This window comes from Pseudomonas sp. YY-1 (assembly GCF_002843095.1).
Taxonomy (GTDB): Bacteria; Pseudomonadota; Gammaproteobacteria; order Pseudomonadales; family Pseudomonadaceae; genus Aquipseudomonas; species Aquipseudomonas sediminis_A.
The window spans coordinates 340,162-356,362 of record NZ_PJLX01000003.1 but is presented as its reverse complement, the minus strand read 5'-3'; the positions used below and the strand labels follow the sequence as shown (position 1 = coordinate 356,362).

General features: G+C 57.6%; 15 protein-coding genes. 4 read left to right on the top strand and 11 right to left on the bottom strand.

Annotated elements, in window-relative coordinates; all coding sequences use genetic code 11:
* The first annotated feature begins 42 nt into the window (after nt 1–42).
* On the top strand, nt 43–840 hold the full coding sequence (locus tag CXP40_RS06795; RefSeq protein WP_048330399.1) for an outer membrane protein OmpK: 798 nt from the start codon (nt 43–45) through the stop codon (nt 838–840).
* Between the two features lie 94 nt (nt 841–934).
* Here the strand turns inward: CXP40_RS06795 and CXP40_RS06790 are convergent, their stop codons facing one another.
* The 6 genes from CXP40_RS06790 to CXP40_RS06765 form a co-directional block, all read right to left on the bottom strand.
* A complete protein-coding gene (locus tag CXP40_RS06790; protein ID WP_017678248.1) occupies nt 935–1,924 on the bottom strand; it encodes an isopenicillin N synthase family oxygenase in 990 nt (329 codons plus the stop codon).
* 133 nt (nt 1,925–2,057) lie between these two features.
* Nucleotides 2,058–2,696: a glutathione S-transferase family protein gene (locus CXP40_RS06785; RefSeq protein WP_017678249.1), complete on the bottom strand. Its 639-nt coding sequence runs from the start codon at nt 2,694–2,696 to the stop codon at nt 2,058–2,060.
* 10 nt (nt 2,697–2,706) lie between these two features.
* The gene (locus tag CXP40_RS06780; RefSeq protein WP_033377565.1) at nt 2,707–4,464 is read right to left on the bottom strand and encodes a Rieske 2Fe-2S domain-containing protein; all 1,758 of its coding nucleotides are present in this window, start codon (nt 4,462–4,464) and stop codon (nt 2,707–2,709) included.
* Nucleotides 4,465–4,487: 23 nt separating this feature from the next.
* Entirely contained in the window at nt 4,488–5,333 is an 846-nt protein-coding gene (locus CXP40_RS06775; protein WP_017678251.1) for an aromatic ring-hydroxylating dioxygenase subunit alpha, read from the bottom strand.
* Between the two features lie 58 nt (nt 5,334–5,391).
* Nucleotides 5,392–6,474 carry a TIM barrel protein gene (locus CXP40_RS06770; RefSeq protein ID WP_017678252.1) on the bottom strand — a complete coding sequence of 361 codons (1,083 nt, stop codon included), beginning with the start codon at nt 6,472–6,474 and terminating at the stop codon, nt 5,392–5,394.
* A gap of 57 nt (nt 6,475–6,531) precedes the next feature.
* Nucleotides 6,532–7,599, bottom strand: a complete 1,068-nt coding sequence (locus tag CXP40_RS06765; RefSeq protein WP_017678253.1) for an aromatic ring-hydroxylating dioxygenase subunit alpha — start codon at nt 7,597–7,599, stop codon at nt 6,532–6,534.
* A 292-nt stretch (nt 7,600–7,891) separates the two neighbouring features.
* On the opposite strand from CXP40_RS06765, the gene CXP40_RS06760 reads away from it, so the two are divergent.
* The 3 genes from CXP40_RS06760 to CXP40_RS06750 all read left to right on the top strand — a co-directional run bounded on the left by CXP40_RS06760 (nt 7,892) and on the right by CXP40_RS06750 (nt 11,107).
* A complete protein-coding gene (locus CXP40_RS06760) occupies nt 7,892–8,839 on the top strand; it encodes a LysR family transcriptional regulator (RefSeq protein WP_026088706.1) in 948 nt (315 codons plus the stop codon).
* A gap of 97 nt (nt 8,840–8,936) precedes the next feature.
* Nucleotides 8,937–9,932, top strand: coding sequence for an isopenicillin N synthase family oxygenase (locus CXP40_RS06755; RefSeq protein WP_017678255.1), 996 nt, complete (start codon nt 8,937–8,939; stop codon nt 9,930–9,932).
* Nucleotides 9,933–10,021: 89 nt separating this feature from the next.
* A complete protein-coding gene (locus CXP40_RS06750) occupies nt 10,022–11,107 on the top strand; it encodes a BMP family ABC transporter substrate-binding protein (RefSeq protein WP_079456520.1) in 1,086 nt (361 codons plus the stop codon).
* Nucleotides 11,108–11,216: 109 nt separating this feature from the next.
* Here the strand turns inward: CXP40_RS06750 and CXP40_RS06745 are convergent, their stop codons facing one another.
* The 5 genes from CXP40_RS06745 to CXP40_RS06725 all read right to left on the bottom strand — a co-directional run bounded on the left by CXP40_RS06745 (nt 11,217) and on the right by CXP40_RS06725 (nt 16,109).
* The gene (locus tag CXP40_RS06745; RefSeq protein ID WP_017678257.1) at nt 11,217–11,507 is read right to left on the bottom strand and encodes a hypothetical protein; all 291 of its coding nucleotides are present in this window, start codon (nt 11,505–11,507) and stop codon (nt 11,217–11,219) included.
* Between the two features lie 74 nt (nt 11,508–11,581).
* Nucleotides 11,582–11,839, bottom strand: a complete 258-nt coding sequence (locus CXP40_RS06740; protein WP_017678258.1) for a hypothetical protein — start codon at nt 11,837–11,839, stop codon at nt 11,582–11,584.
* Between the two features lie 486 nt (nt 11,840–12,325).
* On the bottom strand, nt 12,326–12,733 hold the full coding sequence (locus tag CXP40_RS06735) for a hypothetical protein (protein WP_256579254.1): 408 nt from the start codon (nt 12,731–12,733) through the stop codon (nt 12,326–12,328).
* Nucleotides 12,734–12,842: 109 nt separating this feature from the next.
* Complete coding sequence (locus tag CXP40_RS06730; RefSeq protein WP_218238969.1) at nt 12,843–13,862, bottom strand: YafY family protein; 1,020 nt, start codon at nt 13,860–13,862, stop codon at nt 12,843–12,845.
* A gap of 141 nt (nt 13,863–14,003) precedes the next feature.
* On the bottom strand, nt 14,004–16,109 hold the full coding sequence (locus tag CXP40_RS06725) for an ATP-binding protein (protein ID WP_256579253.1): 2,106 nt from the start codon (nt 16,107–16,109) through the stop codon (nt 14,004–14,006).
* Between the last annotated feature and the right edge of the window lie 92 nt (nt 16,110–16,201).

Below are 16,201 nucleotides of genomic sequence, written 5' to 3'. Positions count from 1 at the left end.
TAAATGCTGACTATTCGATCAGCTTTATATATGGGGGATAAGATGAAAGTTAACAATAAGTCCACTGTTTTTGCAGCAAGCTTTTTGGGGTTTTCGTGTTTGCCATCGGTATCGCATGCCGATATGAATTGGCACAGCGAAAGTCTCACTTATCAATACGGCAAAGAGTTCAAGGTGGATGCACGCACCGTACAAACCATTACCTTCGAACATGCCAGCGACTGGTCGTGGGGCGATGTGTATTTATTTATGGACAACAATTGGTACCCAGGCGGTGGTACTTACAATGATGGACACCATTCCATTTACAGTGAATTGGCGCCGCGACTTTCGTTGGGCAAAGTGTTTGATAGCAAACTGTCGTTCGGTCCCGTCAAGGACGTATTGATTGCGTCGAGTTTTGAATGGGATAAAAACGAAAAGCATGGAACGCACGATCAGGTTAACTATTTGCTCGGCCCGGGCTTTGATCTCGATCTACCGGGTTTCGATTATTTCCAGCTTAACTTCTACTACCGCAAACCAGACGGCGGTGTAGCACCTAGTGGGCAATGGCAAATCACGCCGGTCTGGTCGTATACCATTCCGATCGGCCGCTCCGACGTGGTGATCGATGGTTATATGGACTGGGTGGTCAATAATAAAGGCACGTATCACAGTAATCTGCTGTTCAACCCGCAGATCAAATATGACCTGGGCAAGCACTTTGGTTATGAGCCCAAGCGCTTCTACGCCGGGGTCGAGTACAACAACTGGACAAACAAATACGCGATCAAAGACACCCGCGCATTCGACACCGATCAGAATGTGACCAGTCTGATTGTGAAGGTGTACTTCTAAAACAACACCGGGCGGTTATCCGCCCGGTTCAGCCTTGCCAAAAGCGAGGCATGAAAAAGGCCACTCGCTAGTGGCCTTTTCCGCTGTCGGCGCGTTATGCCGTGGCTTTCTTGACCCCGAAGGTCTTGTCGAACATAGCCGCGATATGACCGCCGACAGTGATGGGCGCCGGATAGACCTCATCGGCCTTGCGCAGCGTGGGCACCACCGAGGCTTCGTAGTAGTAATCCAGGTCGAAAAAAGTTGGCACCGAGTAGCGCGGGGTGTCTTTTTTGGAGTTGAACACGCGGTGCATGGTCGAGTGATAGAGGCCATTGGTGAGCACCGGCACCATATCGCCGAGGTTCACCACAAAGGTGTTCTCGATAAACGGCGCTTTCAGCCACTCACCGTCGGCATTGCGCACCTCGAGACCGCCGACTTCATCCTGCAGCAGCAAGGTAATCAGGCCCCAGTCGGTATGGGCACCGGCGCCAATCTGGTTTTCACGGGCATCGGCCGGCTGGCTGGGGTAGTGCAGCATGCGGGTAATGATCATCGGCTCTTTGAGGCCCTGGTCGAAAAAGTCTTCGGGCAACTGCAGCGACAGGGCAAGCAAGCGGACGATCTTGCGACCGAGCAGATCCATGTAGCGCATATAGTCTTCGGTCTGCTGGCGGAAACGGGGGTTGCCCGCTGGCCATTGGTTCGGGCCGTGATAGGGTGTTTTGCGAATAACGTGCGGATGTGCGTCGTCCAACTCGCGACCCAGCAGAAACCCTTCTTTCAGATCGGGCGGCGAACCTTCATCGAGAATTTGCGCCGCAATCGGTTCATACCCTCGCAGGCAACTGGAGTTTTTCGAGTTGACCAACATTTTTTCGTGCAGCGGCGTTTTGAAATATTCCTTGGCTACATCAAACTGCGCTTTCTGCAGTTCTACCGGTACGCCATGGTTTTTAATATAAAAGAAACCGGTCTGCCGTGCCGCCTTATGAATTTCCCAGGCTACTGCCTTGCGCTTCTCGATATCGTGGGAAAAGCTGTCCGCCAGATCGATAACCGGAATGTTTTTGGCCACTGAAGGCGGGGTATATATGACCATCTGCAAAACTCCTGTTGATTACTAAGTGGTGTAACAAGGCAGAGTGGTAGGGCAACGTGCTGTCAGAACCGCTGTTATGGTTATAGTGCGGGGCAAGTAGCCACGTCTTTTGATGTTCTGACGATAAGAGTAATCAGGGTTTGCCGGCCGGGAATATGCCGGCCATTACGGTAAAGCCTGGAATACGTCTGACTTCATCCAGCCAGAGACGCACCGAGGGATAATCCTGCAACGAAAGCCCGGCTTCATCGGCCATGGCCACATAGGGAAAGCAGGCAATATCGGCAATAGTCGCGTGCGCCAGTGGACAGAGAAACTTGAAATCCTGTTGGCGATTGATCCACAGATGTTTATCCATCACCTCCAATAATGTTTGAGCACGCGCGCGACAGGCGTCGGCGTCGAAGTCATACATGAACAACTCATGTAAACGTGCGGCAGAAAGTGATCCGGTCAGACTATCGGCAAATGCCAGCCACACCTGGATATCACCCAACACCTCCGGTTGATCCAGCGGATACCATTTGCGACTCGGATCAAATATTGATGCCAGATAAACCAGAATGGCCTGGGAGTCGCGAATGATCTTTTCGCCATTCTGCAAAACTGGTAATTGACCCATAGGATTGATGCGCAGAAATGCAGGGCGCTTATGTTCACGCCCCGGGTGGAACTCGACCACTTCGGTTTCGTATTGCACGCCCAGAATCGATAGCAGCAAACGCACCTTGAAGCAGTTTCCGGATAACTCGTAATCGTAAAGTTTCAACATCAGACACCCATTAGATATCCAGAATCAGCGTTTCAGAGCGGCAACCCGATACACACGGCATGATCAACGTGCCGCTGTCTTTTTCTTTGGCCGAAAGATAAACATCGCCGTGCTGCAGTTCGCCGCTGACCACCTTGGTCATGCAGGCGCCGCATACCCCTTGCTCGCAGGAGTAATCGATGGCTACCCCGTGATCGAGGCAGGCTTGCAGCAGGGTCTGCCCGGGGCTGACGGTGAAGGCTTTGCCGCTGGACTTGATGGTCACTTGGTAACTGCCCGACTCGGCAGCCGGCGGCTTGCTGCTGGGGGCCAGCGCAAAGTACTCGAAGTGAATCTGCTCGCTGGCAAAGCCAGCTTCGCGTGCCAGCTCGACGACCAGATCAATCATCGGCTGCGGCCCGCAGACATAGACGTCATGCCGTGCCGGTTCCCGGTCCTGGAGCAATTCACGCAATGTCTGCTGCGTGCCTTCGATATCGAGGCCCAGGTAGGTCGCCGCTTGTTTACCGAGCGCGGCAAGCCGCTGGGTAAAGGCCACATGTTCCTCACTGCGCGCCAGGTAATGAAAACTGTACGGGCGCTTGGCGCGTTGCAGATGCAGGCCCATGGCCAGAATCGGGGTGACCCCGATGCCACCGGCGATCAGCAGGGCGTGACGGCCCGGCGGCTGCAGCTGGAACTGATTGCGTGGCAGCGTCAGCTGCACCTGGGTGCCTACCTGAACATCCACGTGCATGCTGCGCGAGCCGCCGCGTGATTGCGGCTCGTGTTTGACGCCGATCACCAGTACATCCTGCTCGTCAGGCGTGTTGACGATCGAGTACTGGCGTAGGTGGCCAGAGGGCGTGGTCAGGCTCACGTGCATACCCGGTTCCAGCGCCAACAGCCGCCCGTCATCCGGTTTCAGCCAGAACGAAGCGATGTCCGGGGTTTCGTTTTGGCGCGCGATGACGGTGCACGAGAACGGCTCGCCCGGCTTATCGGCGGCGGGTGGGTTGGGAGTCTTCAGAGGCACCGCGTCCGAGGCGATAAGCCGCGCGGTCGGCGCTGGCGTGGGGCTTTGCAGTACGCGGGCAAACAGCTCGTCGAGCAGTTGGGTAAAGACGATTTTGCGTTGCAGGGGCAGGGCAGCAGCGGCGTAAAGGCGGGCATGCACCACGGCCTTGGAGTCCGATTCCGGCTGGACAAAAATCCGCACGCTGTCGAGCAGCCCGGCGCAGCTCAGGTCAATGCTCAGGCCGCTTACCAGCGTTTGCACGCGGTCGGCCTGATCTCCCAGCAGCGGCGCGAACGAGGGGGCGGCCTGCTGGATGGCCTCGACGACGGCCTTGGCGTTCATTGCCACTGGATGGCTGCGCAAATTGGTGGACAGCGCGGCACCGAGCGGACGCTGTCTCCCGGGTTTGGCGTTGCCAACCGGGGCTTCGAGCTGGGCGAACACCAGGCCGTCCACCTCGGCGCAGGGGAAGGTGCGCACACAGGCGGCGCTGGGTTTTGCCGTGCGGTGAGCGGGCACAAAGGCACAATGGCCCGAGCCGCTTTCATATTTCCAGCCATGGTATTGGCACTTCAGCTGGTTGCCGATGTTCACCCCAAGGCTCAGGCGTACACCGCGGTGCGGGCAGCGGTTTTCCCACACATTTACAACACCGTTGTCGTCACGCCAGACCGCCAGCTCCTGACCGAGCAAGCGCGTTTGGTACACGTGGCGAAACGGAAGGTCTTCGGAGCTGGCGATCACATGCCATTCCTGATGTAACGAACCCATATCTGATTACCTGCTAATACGGCTCAGCGAGCGGTGCCGAACGTGACGTTGCGTGCTTTGATCCAGCGGCGGTAGGCACTGGACAGTGCATCCGCGCGCACGGGCGTTTCGTGCCGGGGATCCAGCGGCAGGCCCTTGGGCACCTGATTGAGCAAAATCATGATGTCCTGGCCAAAGATGCGTTGCTGGAAGTCGCGCAGCTGCTTGTCGGTGTTGATGTCGTCGAGGTAGCACATGATCGCGTGGGCGATGCAGCTCTCCTCATCCACGGGCTGCACGTACAGGCCGAGCACATCCAGGCGATTGGCGTCGATGACGCAAGTCTTGTAGAGGATGGCGATAAAGGGGCGGGCGATGCGGTACACGTACTGCATCTCCACCGGTTCGCTGGCCGCCGCCGAACCCTTGGGCTGCGGAAAGCGGCAATTGACTGCCAGCACCTCATCAGCCTGTTCGTCGATCTCGACGTCATAGGCGGCCACTTCGGTGAGCGGTTCGGCGCCGAGAATATCGGTGTGCACGAACGGGAAGTGAGCCATGTCGAGGAAGTTTTCCACCACCCGCAGCCCAGAGGTGGCAACGCGGATCGAGCCGGCGCTGACGACGCGGCGGTCCGTTTCTTCGAACTCGGGAATGGCCAGAATTCGGCGTGGTTGCGCGGACAACGACACCCAGAGCAAGCCGTAGACGATCAAGGTTTTCAGCGGCTGAGAACTGTCGGCAAGGTGCGCGATCAGCCCGTCGGGGGTGCGGGTGTAGCAGATGGCCTGACCCAGAATCCGGGTATGGCATGGCTTGCCAACGACGGCCTCGGCCAGCGCACCAACCGGATGCCAGTCGTCGTAGACAAAGCTGTTTTCTTTTAACATAACGGTGGCCCGTACAAGGCTTGGCGGCGCCGTGACGACGCCAAGCGCAGAGGAGGTATTACGCCCGGTACTGAGCAACGAATTCAGCCGCCGACTTGGCGCTGCGCGCCTCGTGCACAGCCGCGCGCTCGGCGTACAACTCGCGGACGAACTGCGCGTAGGCACAGCTGTCGGCAAACATGTTGTACATCCAGCCCAGGCCGTAGGCGTTTAGGTTGATGTTGTCGATGGTCATCAGCGACAGGTTGGTAGCGGGGTTTTGCAGGTAGGCATCGATGACTTTGCGGGTGACTTCCTTGGTGCACGCCAGCTTGTGCGCATGCCACATGTCGGTATGCCATTCGCCTTCGGCAGGACGCCGGAACGGGTACTGAATGGAGCGCCCTGGACGGTCGATACCTTTGGCATCCCAAGGGCCGGTTTCAAAGCCCCACCAGTTCAGCGGGCCGTTAGGCGCGGCCGGGCGCATCTGGGCCCAGTGCACCAGGTTGCGGTTCAGCCATTCGTCCGCGTAACTGTCGTCGTTGAACGGGTCAAGTTTGGCGATGGCATCGTTGTCGCCACGCATCTGCGAGACGGCGTGCTCCACTTCGTTTTCAATCTTGAAAATGCAGTGGCTGTAGTCAATGGCCACGTTGAACTTCGCGCCGCGGGCTTCCACCAGATCGGCTACTTGCGAGACCCGGCGATAGTCTTCGGACCACATGTCCACATGGTTTTCGAAGGTGATGATCACCCCGGCTTTTTCCGCGTACTCGTACGACTCCAGGTAACACTCGGCGACCTCTTCGTTGGTCACGTAGTGGCGGTCCTTGTGCTTAGCCCAGATCATGAAATTGTGGTACTTGCCGCCGACCTCGACGGTCAGGTCGATGTTCTCTTTGATCAGGTGATCATCCAGGCCCAGGGTGTACAGGCCGCTCCCCGACAGCACCGGCAGGTCGTAAAGTTGGCTGCCCTTGATGTACTCGTCCAGCTCCTGGCGGTTGTTGGGAATGCGATCGATGAAGTCCCAGACCTCGGCTTCCTTGACCAGTTTGAATTGCTCGAGAATCGGCAACTCGGTCAGTGACACCGGGTTCTCACGCGACGACGCCTGGATACCCAACCCGGCACAGCCCAACTTGAACATCTTTTTCATGTACTGCTCCTGCAAAAACGTAGCTTCGAAAGGGCGCTTGGCCCATGGGTGTAGGCCTTAACGCTCCTCGAGCACTTCGCTGAGGAGGGCCGCTTTGAATTCGTCCTTGCCGCCCAGCGCCGCTTGCGACAGTTCGCGGTGCCATTTGCGGTACTGGATGGAGATCTTGTCGGTGCCTACCGACAGTTCGGCGCTATCGAGCTCGATAGGCCATTGGGACTGGATCACCGGGCGGTCTTCTTCCAGCACGCGTTTCTGGAAAGCCAGGTGCACGTGGTCGGGCTGCTGGTCTTCGGTACGCACGATGACCATGAAGTTGCGGCAAGTTCTGTCGTCCACCGGGCTGGCGGTGGTCCAGAGGATGAATTTGGAATCGTCCTTCCACAGTTTGATTTCCAGGTTCACCGAGTACGGCATCGAGCAGCGGTAGGTGAAGTCGCCCATGGGCGCTTCTTCCGGCAGCGTTTCGTACATCTCTTTGGGCGGCGCCAGCTGAAAGCGCAGTTCACCGTGGCTGCGATCGACGTTTACCGTGGGGTGACTGGCGAAGAAGGGGTCGTACAGAGTGCCGGGGTGAACGAAGGCGAAATGGGAGAAGTCGGTGAAGTTTTCCCAGCGGCGCTCGGCCGAGGTTTCCCACACATACGACTCCGCCACCACGACTTTCATGCCTTCGCTGTCCCAATCGCCCAGGTAAGGGATTTCGGTGCAGTCGAACGAATTGTCCAGGCGCACCCAGACGATGCCGTAGCGAATGGCGCAGTCGTATTTGGCGATTTTTGCGCGCGGCGGAATAGGGCGGTCGGGGCAGGCCGGCACCAGCGTGCATTCGCCGGCGTCGTTATAGCGCCAGCCGTGGTAGGGGCACTGCAGGGTGTCTTTGCCCTGGTGCTTGCACACGCTCCCCAGCGACAGGCGCGCCGAGCGGTGCACGCAGCGGTCATCGGCGGCCATCATCTGCCCGTCCAGACGGGCCAACACCAGGTTCTCTCCCAGCAGCTTCACCGACATCGGGCCATGCCCGGATGCGTTGGCTTTCTCGAACTCGCTCAAGGTACACACCGGGTGCCAGAAATGGCGGAGGTAACCTTTGTGTTCTATCAGGGGCTTCCATTGAGCGGACATCGCCGATCCTCATTACGGTTGATCACATTGCTGGCTTTTCAGAAATACAATCTGGTATACCAGTCTCGGCATCGCTAAAGCACGTCTTGTGCCAACGCGAAGAGGCGATCAGAAAAATGCTCGCAATGCCTCGTAGTTGACTGCCTGGACAGTTTTTAGACGAATTTTTTCAGCAGTTGGCGGGCGTGTTTTTCGCTCTGGCATGGTGCGCAGCGGCAGCTCGATGCACTTTCCTGGCGCGAAAAGAATCCGCGTTGGGCAACATTTCGAAGTGAGGAAGTCAGGTAAAACCATGGTTCGGCGGTTACGGTTTCATTCGGTGTCGGTCAGCTACTTCGACATGGTTCAGCACTGCGGCTCGATCCGCGAAGCGGCCCGGCGCCTGAACGTGGCTTCGTCGGCGGTCAATCGGCAGATCCTCAAACTGGAGGACGACATCGGTGCGCCGCTATTCGACCGGCTGAGCTCCGGACTGAAACTCACCCCCGCCGGCGAGTTGTTCGCACGCCATATCGGTGTGGTGCTCCACGACGTAGAACGGCTGCGCTCGGAACTCGAAGCCATGGAAGGAATCCGGGCAGGGCATGTCGAATTGATCGTTGCCGAGACCCTGGCTGTGGACCTGTTACCCACCGTGCTCGAACACATGCACGCGCGTTATCCACGGGTGTCTGTCGGTGTCACCGTTTCCGGCTCGCAAGGCATTCCGCAGGCGATCATCTCCGGGGCGGCGGACCTGGGTCTGGCTTTCGCGTTGCCTAAACACGAGCAGCTCCAGCAATTGGCCCTGGGGCATTTCCGGCTGGCGGCGATCGTGCCGCCCAATCACCCGTTGGCCGATAAAAGCCAGGTCAGTTTTGGCGCCTGCGCCGACTACGACCTGATCCTCAGCAAGCCGGAAATCTCGACGCGGCAACGACTCGCGCCACTGCTCAAATCCGCCCATTTTTCCGGCAGGACCCGCCTGGAAACCGCATCGCTTGAACTGGCCAAGCAGATGGTAGTGCGCGGCAGGGGCGTGGCGTTTCAAACCGCGTTCGGCATCGAGGCGCAGGTGGCCGCCGGTGAACTGAAGATGCTTCCGCTCACCGACAGCGGCGGTATTTTCTGCGACCTGGGCTTGTACATGAGCAGCGGCCGCTACATTCCGGCTGCCGTGGATGCCTTCGCCAGAATTCTCACCGACGAGATTTTGCGTCGCGAGCGGCACGAGGCCAGTCAGTTCGGGGCTCTTGGCTAGCGCTGCCAAAAAGGCATCAGGCCTGGCGATATTCGATGCTTTCCGCGCTCTGCCTGAGCAGATAACACTCCGGCCCATTCAAGTAGGAGTCGCTCACATGGCACACGCCCAACTCGCACCGTCACCTCTGGAGGCCTCGCAGGCCACCACGCTTCCAGTTATCGACATCTCGGGCCTGCGCTCGGCATCACTGATCGAACGCACCCGGGTCAGTCAGCAAATCGGCCAGGCCTGTCGTGACAAAGGTTTTTTCTACGTCATCGGTCATGGTGTACCGGCAGCTTTGCAGCAGCAGGTGATCGACCAGGCGGCCACGCTGTTTGCTCTGCCGCCCGAAGAAAAGCGCAAGGTCGACAAGTCACTCTCCATGGCCAATCGGGGCTACGAACCGTTGCGTAATCAGGTGCTCGAAGCCGGCGCGCCACCGGACGTCAAAGAAGGCTTTTACATCGGCCAGGACAAGCCGCTGGATCATCCCGATGTGCTGGCTGGCAAATTCAATCAGGGGCCGAACCTGTGGCCGGCAGACCTCCCCGAGTTTCGCCAAACCATGGAGGCCTACCAGCGGGAACTGGAGTCAGTGGCTCGCCTGCTGATGCAGGGCGTGGCTCTGTCGCTGGGCCTGCCGGAGCAGCACTTTGCCGCGTTCTGCGAGGACGCCATGACCACGCTGCGCCTGCTGCATTACCCACCGCAGCCGACCACTGCGGCACCGGGCGAGAAGGGCTGTGGTGCGCATACCGACTGGGGTGGCCTGACTCTGCTGTTGCAGGATGAAAACGCCGGGTTGCAGGTGTGGGATCAGGAGCGCAATGGCTGGATCTGGGCCACACCGGTTCCCGAGGCCTACGTGGTCAACCTCGGCGATCTGATCGCGCGCTGGACCAACGATTTGTACAAATCGACCCTGCACCGCGTGGTCAATGTCTCGGGTAACGAGCGCTATTCGGTGCCTTATTTCTACTCCGGCAACATCGCCCACGAAATCGCCTGCATCCAGGCCTGCCTGGCACCCGGCGAGTCACCCAAGTACCCGGTCATCAGCGTCGAAGACCACTACAAAAACATGTTCCGCAAAACCTATTCGATGTGATCACAGCCGCGCAGACGGAGCCTGTTTCAATGCCTGCCTTTATCCCGGGCTAACCGCCTAACCAATAACGTATGGGGAGCAATACGCGCATGAACATGCCTGGATTCAGGAAAGTACTGGCAGGGTTATTGAGTGGTATCGGTCTGGCAGCAGCCATCACCGCATACGCCGACGAGCCGCTCAAGGTCGGCTTCGTCTACACCGGTCCGATTGGCGACCACGGTTGGACATATCAACACGAGCAGGGCCGTAAGGCGTTGGAGCAGGCGCTGGGCGAGAAAGTCCAGACCACCTACGTCGAAAACGTTGCCGATGGCGCGGACTCCGAACGGGTGATCCGCAACATGGCAAAAAGCGGCTACGACCTGATCTTCGGCACCTCGTTTGGCTACATGAACCCGATGGCCAACGTGGCCAAGCAATTCCCCAAGACCGCGTTCGAACACGCCACTGGCTACAAGCGCAGCACGAACCTCGGCACCTACCTGTCGACCTCGTACGAAGGGCGCTACGTGGCCGGCTACCTGGCCGCGAAAATGACCAAGAGCAAGACCGTCGGTTATGTCGCGTCCTTTCCGATTCCTGAGGTTATCCGCGACATCAATGCTATTCAGGTCGCGTTGAACAAGTACAACCCAGGGGCGGTGGTTAAAGTGGTGTGGCTGAACACCTGGTTCGATCCCGGCAAGGAATCCGACGCCACCAACACGCTTATCGACCAGGGCGCCGATGTGATCTTCCAGCACACCGCCAGCCCAGCACCGATTCAGGCAGCCGAGCGCCGCGGGGTGTACTCGGTGGGCTATGCCTCCAACATGGCCAGCTTCGGCCCCAAGTCGGTAATTACCTCCATCGAATACAACTGGGCGCCGTTCTACATCCGCACTACTGAGTCTGTACTGAACGGCACTTGGAAATCGGCTGACTACTGGGGTGGGCTGGCCGATGACGCCCTGACCATGCCGATCAGCGATATCGTTCCCGCTGAATTTAAGGCCGAGGCGCAGCAGATCATTGCCTCGATCAAGAGCGGCACGTTCCACCCCTTCGATGGCCCGGTTGCCGACCAATCCGGCAAGGTCAGAATTGCGCCAGGAGCCACGGCCAGCAATGCGGATCTGGCAGGTATGGACTACTACGTCCAGGGCATCGCTGCGGAGTTTCCGAAGCAGTAACGTTGCGGGTCCCGCTCGCTAACCGGGCGAGCGGGGTGGCTGAATACCTGAAACGGATCGACATCCTCGATCCGCCTGTGCCGCTCCTGTGCAACAACACCTAAGAAGCTCAGGCAAGCAACTGTCTTTTCAACACCTTGCCCACAGAGCTGCGGGGCAGGGCCTCAAGCATGTGCACAGACTTCACGCATTTGAAGCCCGCCAATCGCTGGCGGCATGCCTCGACAATCGAGGCCTCGTCGGTAGCGCCTGGTTGGGTCGCGACCACAAATGCGATCGGCACCTCGCCCCAGCGCTCGTCGGCCTTGCCCACCACGGCAACCTCGGCCACGCCGGGCAGCGACGCGATCACCGCCTCCAGTTCTGCGGGATAGATGTTTTCGCCACCGCTGATGATCATGTCCTTTAAGCGATCCACCACGTAGAGGAAGCCCTGTTCGTCCAGACGGCCAATGTCGCCGGTTCTGTACCACGTCAGTGTTTTCCACCGGTGTGCTCGTCATCCTCTTCGCCATCTGCACGAGTCTTCGTTTTCAGCTGCGAGAGCGCCTGCTCATTGATGATGGGTAGAACGCCTTGCTCGGTGTCGACTACCCACATCTGCTGCTGCTCGCAGTAATACCCAGGTAGTTGGTCTTCGCCTGTACGAAGTGTGCTGGCACTTGCCAGGAAGGGCGAAATGTTCGCATGACGATGGCGGGCGCGCGCGTCCCTATCGGTGGTGTTTTCCATGCATCAAGTCCATTTAGATCGGTTTGGTGTGCAGATTGATACTACTTTGCCATCAATGACCGAACAACATAGTTTCCGCATGCTGGTGGGCGGTCGTAGCATGCTTACATCAAAGATTCGCTACTAAAAAATAAGGTTCCGCTCGCGACGACGGCAAGCAGTCAGGTTGCTTGATCTGGTAGTCGCCTGATCCACTTGCGATTTGCGTTTGCGACCTTCCTGGTAAGGCTGACAGAGCCGGTATGAGCGCCGACGCAGAGAACATCGAATCGGTGCGTTGGCGAGGCAGTAACAAAGCCCTCATAGAGCCAGCCGAGCAGGTCATCAAATAGGCCGTCATTCACTAGGACTGAATCGGCCCTAACAGTCCGCTATTGGCCGATTTCGGCCGGTCATTCAGACTCGTCGTAGTCGGTAGTACCTGGCATAAGTGCTTCCAGGTCTACGCGTGCAAAGGTGCTCAGCTCTTCAGTCGGAGGCCAAAAATCACAAGGCCCAAATCCGAATCAACGCGTACCCCATATCCACATTTACGGATTCCCGTCCCTCCACCCATTCATCATTACGCAGACGTTTGCCGGTACTGGTTTCCTTTTCGCCTTTCGCAATCACCAGCACGAATAAGCGTGATGGGGCGTCGACGGAAGAAAGCCTATCGATATCGGAACGTACAGACCAATCACCTTCCAAACACTTGGCTTGTGACCCGTCACCAAGGCATTTGACCTCTGCCACCATGATCGTTTTGCCGCTTTCATCCTGCGAGTAAAGGTCTGCTTTGCGGCCTTCACCTAGAGGCAAGTCAGTCCAGATATCGACTTCGTTCTTGAACCAGGCATGAAGGCTGATTTCAGCCTGTATCCAGTGCTCCCGACAGCTGTTCAGCTGCAGCACCAAGTTTCTTGTCCATCGCGCGAAAGGCTTGCTCGAACAAGGTGATCCATTGTGCTGTGCCCATTCTGTTCTCCTGGTTTGAATCCTAATCCCGGCGATCATTATTCAATCAGCTGTCAGGCGCTTGCTCATGCAGCTCTAGAGCCGCCTTTAGTCGTTGCTGGATCTCGTCTCTGAGCCCTTGTGGTTGTTGTATCTGAATGGATCCCGCGTGGGACAAAATCCACCACTTCAGCTCCCAGCTGTCATTCACCGTCGCGGTTAGTCGTGAGCCTTCATCTTCTGCGACCAGCAGCATGTCGTGGGATATGGGCGTCTCTTGCAGCAGACGCGCGAGTCCTTCGCTGATCCAGGCTTCGAGCTTGATCTTCTCGTGGGTACCAAACTGCATGGCGCCACTATCGACATAGTCTTGCAGGTCAAACCCTTCCGGCTTGAAGCATTGAGTGGGTAATCCACGTGCCTCTTCGAAACGATGAACAACGAATTGACGGATGTCGTCGAAGGGTTCGGCGCTGGCTATGAGGTAAGTGGTATGGGCTCGCTGAACCAAGCCCAGTGGGTTAAGGGTGAAGTTGTGAAATTGATTCTTGTGGGCTGAGTAGTAGCGGCAGCTGAGCTGGGTGTCGTTCATCAGCGCTTGCTGAATCACGTCGAGAAGATCGGCGTTGATTTCTGGAGGGATTTGCGTGAGCTCTGGTTGCACGCTGGCCACCTTATCCAGCCAGCGAGCCGAAGGGTTTTCTTCGCTCATGGCTTCCAGCTTTTGCCTGGCTAGGTTGAAACGCGGCTCAAGCGTTTTCAGCATAAAAGCCGGTATCAAGGGGCGAATGCTGCCTTCCACTAGCCGCAAGGTAAGGGCCTCGCCAAGTGTGATGCCAGGAAGCTCGGCGCTTTTTCCGGGCATCCAGTGCCAACCGTAGGGCATGCCTTTGTTATTGCATTGCAGGGGAAAAAGCCTGGATAGCTCAACAAGGTCACGCTCAATGGTGCGCTTTGTGGTTTCGTGCCCTGCGTCACCGAGTAGGCGTTGTAACTCAAGCGTTGTGATCCCCGGGCCCTTGGGTGGCAGCAGCTTGAGCAGTTCCCATTGTCGGGTCAGTGTGCTGCGGCTGGTGGCTGATGGCACAGCGGGCATCCTTGTCTGGAAGTGTCTAATTGGCATCATGCCCAGCCCCGGTACTCCAAGCAACTTCATCATAGGGATGCCCTGACACCAACAAATCAGCAGCAGGTTCAGCAACCTCAAGGCTGCCGAACCTTCCAGGATCTACCACTCGGCAAAGCCAATGGCTCTCATAGTGCCGGCGCTTTTCAGGCTGCTCTCAGCCAGCAGCGCATCAATCACGTGATTGGCGTCCGTGAAGGGGTTGAAGCGAGCACGCCTGGCCACCAGTGCAAAATCACCCGGTGTAAGGCAACTTTGTCTGAGTAGCCGGGCGAGCTTAAGGCTGTCCGGTTTCTTCAAGCCCATCTGGCGTAGATGCCGGCGGAGTAGTTGAGTGATTTGTTCCGCAGTGAGGTAGCCAAAACTAATCTTCAAGTCGAAGCGCCGCAGTGCCGCTTCGTCGAGGTTTTCCATCAGGTTGGTGGAGGCGATAAAGAGGCCGCGGTAGCTTTCCATCTGTGTCAGCATTTCGTTTACCGCACTGATCTCCCAGCTATGCCGAGCGTTGCGCCGGTCCTGCAGAAAGCTATCAACCTCATCGAGCAGCAGAATCGCATCATCGTCGTTGGCCTGCTCAAATGCCCGGGCGAAGTTTTGCTCGGTCATTCCCACATAAGGTGAAATCAAGTCGGATGCGCGGCGGGTCAACAGTGGCTTGCCGAGTTGCTGCGCCAGCCAATGACCAAACGCGGTCTTGCCTGTACCGGGAGGGCCGTAAAAGCACAGGCGCGCTTCGCCATAATTACGCAGCCCGCTCAAGAGCTGATCGAGTGGCATATCGGTATTGGCCAGTTCAGGGCTGTAAAACGTAGGCAGGGCATGCATGCGGCCCTGGCCGAGACGCGGAAAACCCTGGGCTTGCAGCGTGGCATTGACCAGGAACTCAACAGTGGTGTCCAGGTTGGCCGCGTTTGTCTGATCCTGAATACTCGCCACGCTCATCGCCCGCGTGATGATGGCTGGCATCAACTGCTCGTGGTCCGCCAGCTTGTCGATCAAGGGTTGGCTGAGCTGATTGTGGCTGGCGCTGCGAATGATGTTCTCACGCTGCCGCCGCGGTGGGTTTTCCAGCCTGAGAACAAGGTCGAAGCGCCGAATATAGGCATTGTCCAGCGCATGAATGTTGTTGGTGAGCCAAAAGCAGGGGATGGGGTTCTCCTCCAGCATGCGATTGATCCAGCCCTTCTGCCGCTCCTGGCCGGCCAGCATGGCCAGCTCGCTGCTGCCACTGAACAGATCTTCAATCTCATCCAGCACCAGCAGCGTCTTTTGCTGGCCGAGTACGCACATCGCTGAGCGAAGGGCACACAGCCGTCCGTGGCGATCAATCGGATCGCCATTGTTATCCGTGCAGGCAATCTCATAGAGCTCGGCGCATAGTTCGTTTGCCAGCATGCGGGTGAGCTGACTCTTGCCTGTGCCGGGCGGGCCATAGATCAGAATGTTCACCCCCAGCTTCTTTTCCTCCAGTACCTGTTGCAGATAGGGGCGGGCGATATTCAGGGGCACACTGAGGTGGGTAAAGTCGTCGGCACACAACAAGCTATCAGGGGCGGGACGAAAGGCGCTCTGAAAGAGTCCGATGGCACTGCCCTGATGGTGACGCACTGAAAACAGCAGGTCTTTGTTGTTGAAACCCAGCAAATCAGACACGTGATTTCGCGCACTGCTGCGCAGGTTGGTTTCAATCAAGCCCGACTGTACCAGACGACCCTCTGCCGAAAGCCGCACGCGAATGTCATTCTGCGGGACGTCCAGCAGGATGCTCAGCACCCTAGTGAGGCGGTTAAAGCCGATGTAGCCGAGCTGGTTGCAACAGTCGTCCAGCAGAGTGTCAGTATTCATCAATGAGCAGAAACCGATCAGCTTCTGCTCAATTTCATCCAGACCAATTAGCTGCGCGAGGTTCTCCAGATTTGCTTGGAGGTTGTCTGGCAGTGAGGGGTTAGGGAAGACTTTGTCGAAAAGCTTGCGCTCCGCACGCAGCGCGGCCAGCGTGCGTTCGTGGAAGCTAGGTTTGCGCGCTTTTTTCGAGGGTCCGGATCTACGGGTGTGAAAGACCGGTACCGGCACGGCGTCTTCGTCATCACTGTCGTCAGCTTCAATCAGCCAGTAGACCCCCAGCTCACGAGCGACATCATCATCACTGAAGCAGCAGTGGTTGATAAAACCACGATGGCCAGAGCAGTCGAGCATCAACTTGAACATCCACGCTATAGCCAGCGGGCATGTATCGTGACTGTGGGGGCCGGATTTGCGAGTAGGCTTTGGCATGACGAGTCCTCCTGTGACTATGGAGG

What these genes read in the sequence shown, in the direction of transcription:
- CXP40_RS06780 (WP_033377565.1), bottom strand. Translation starts at nt 4,464, where the DNA reads ATGGGTTCGTTACATCAGGAATGGCATGTGATCGCCAGCTCCGAAGAC.
- CXP40_RS06765 (WP_017678253.1), bottom strand. Translation starts at nt 7,599, where the DNA reads ATGTCCGCTCAATGGAAGCCCCTGATAGAACACAAAGGTTACCTCCGC.
- CXP40_RS06770 (WP_017678252.1), bottom strand. Translation starts at nt 6,474, where the DNA reads ATGAAAAAGATGTTCAAGTTGGGCTGTGCCGGGTTGGGTATCCAGGCG.
- CXP40_RS06775 (WP_017678251.1), bottom strand. Translation starts at nt 5,333, where the DNA reads ATGTTAAAAGAAAACAGCTTTGTCTACGACGACTGGCATCCGGTTGGT.
- CXP40_RS06725 (WP_256579253.1), bottom strand. Translation starts at nt 16,109, where the DNA reads ATGTTCAAGTTGATGCTCGACTGCTCTGGCCATCGTGGTTTTATCAAC.
- CXP40_RS06760 (WP_026088706.1), top strand. Translation starts at nt 7,892, where the DNA reads ATGGTTCGGCGGTTACGGTTTCATTCGGTGTCGGTCAGCTACTTCGAC.
- CXP40_RS06755 (WP_017678255.1), top strand. Translation starts at nt 8,937, where the DNA reads ATGGCACACGCCCAACTCGCACCGTCACCTCTGGAGGCCTCGCAGGCC.
- CXP40_RS06750 (WP_079456520.1), top strand. Translation starts at nt 10,022, where the DNA reads ATGAACATGCCTGGATTCAGGAAAGTACTGGCAGGGTTATTGAGTGGT.
- CXP40_RS06790 (WP_017678248.1), bottom strand. Translation starts at nt 1,924, where the DNA reads ATGGTCATATATACCCCGCCTTCAGTGGCCAAAAACATTCCGGTTATC.
- CXP40_RS06785 (WP_017678249.1), bottom strand. Translation starts at nt 2,696, where the DNA reads ATGTTGAAACTTTACGATTACGAGTTATCCGGAAACTGCTTCAAGGTG.
- CXP40_RS06795 (WP_048330399.1), top strand. Translation starts at nt 43, where the DNA reads ATGAAAGTTAACAATAAGTCCACTGTTTTTGCAGCAAGCTTTTTGGGG.
- CXP40_RS06745 (WP_017678257.1), bottom strand. Translation starts at nt 11,507, where the DNA reads ATGATCATCAGCGGTGGCGAAAACATCTATCCCGCAGAACTGGAGGCG.
- CXP40_RS06740 (WP_017678258.1), bottom strand. Translation starts at nt 11,839, where the DNA reads ATGGAAAACACCACCGATAGGGACGCGCGCGCCCGCCATCGTCATGCG.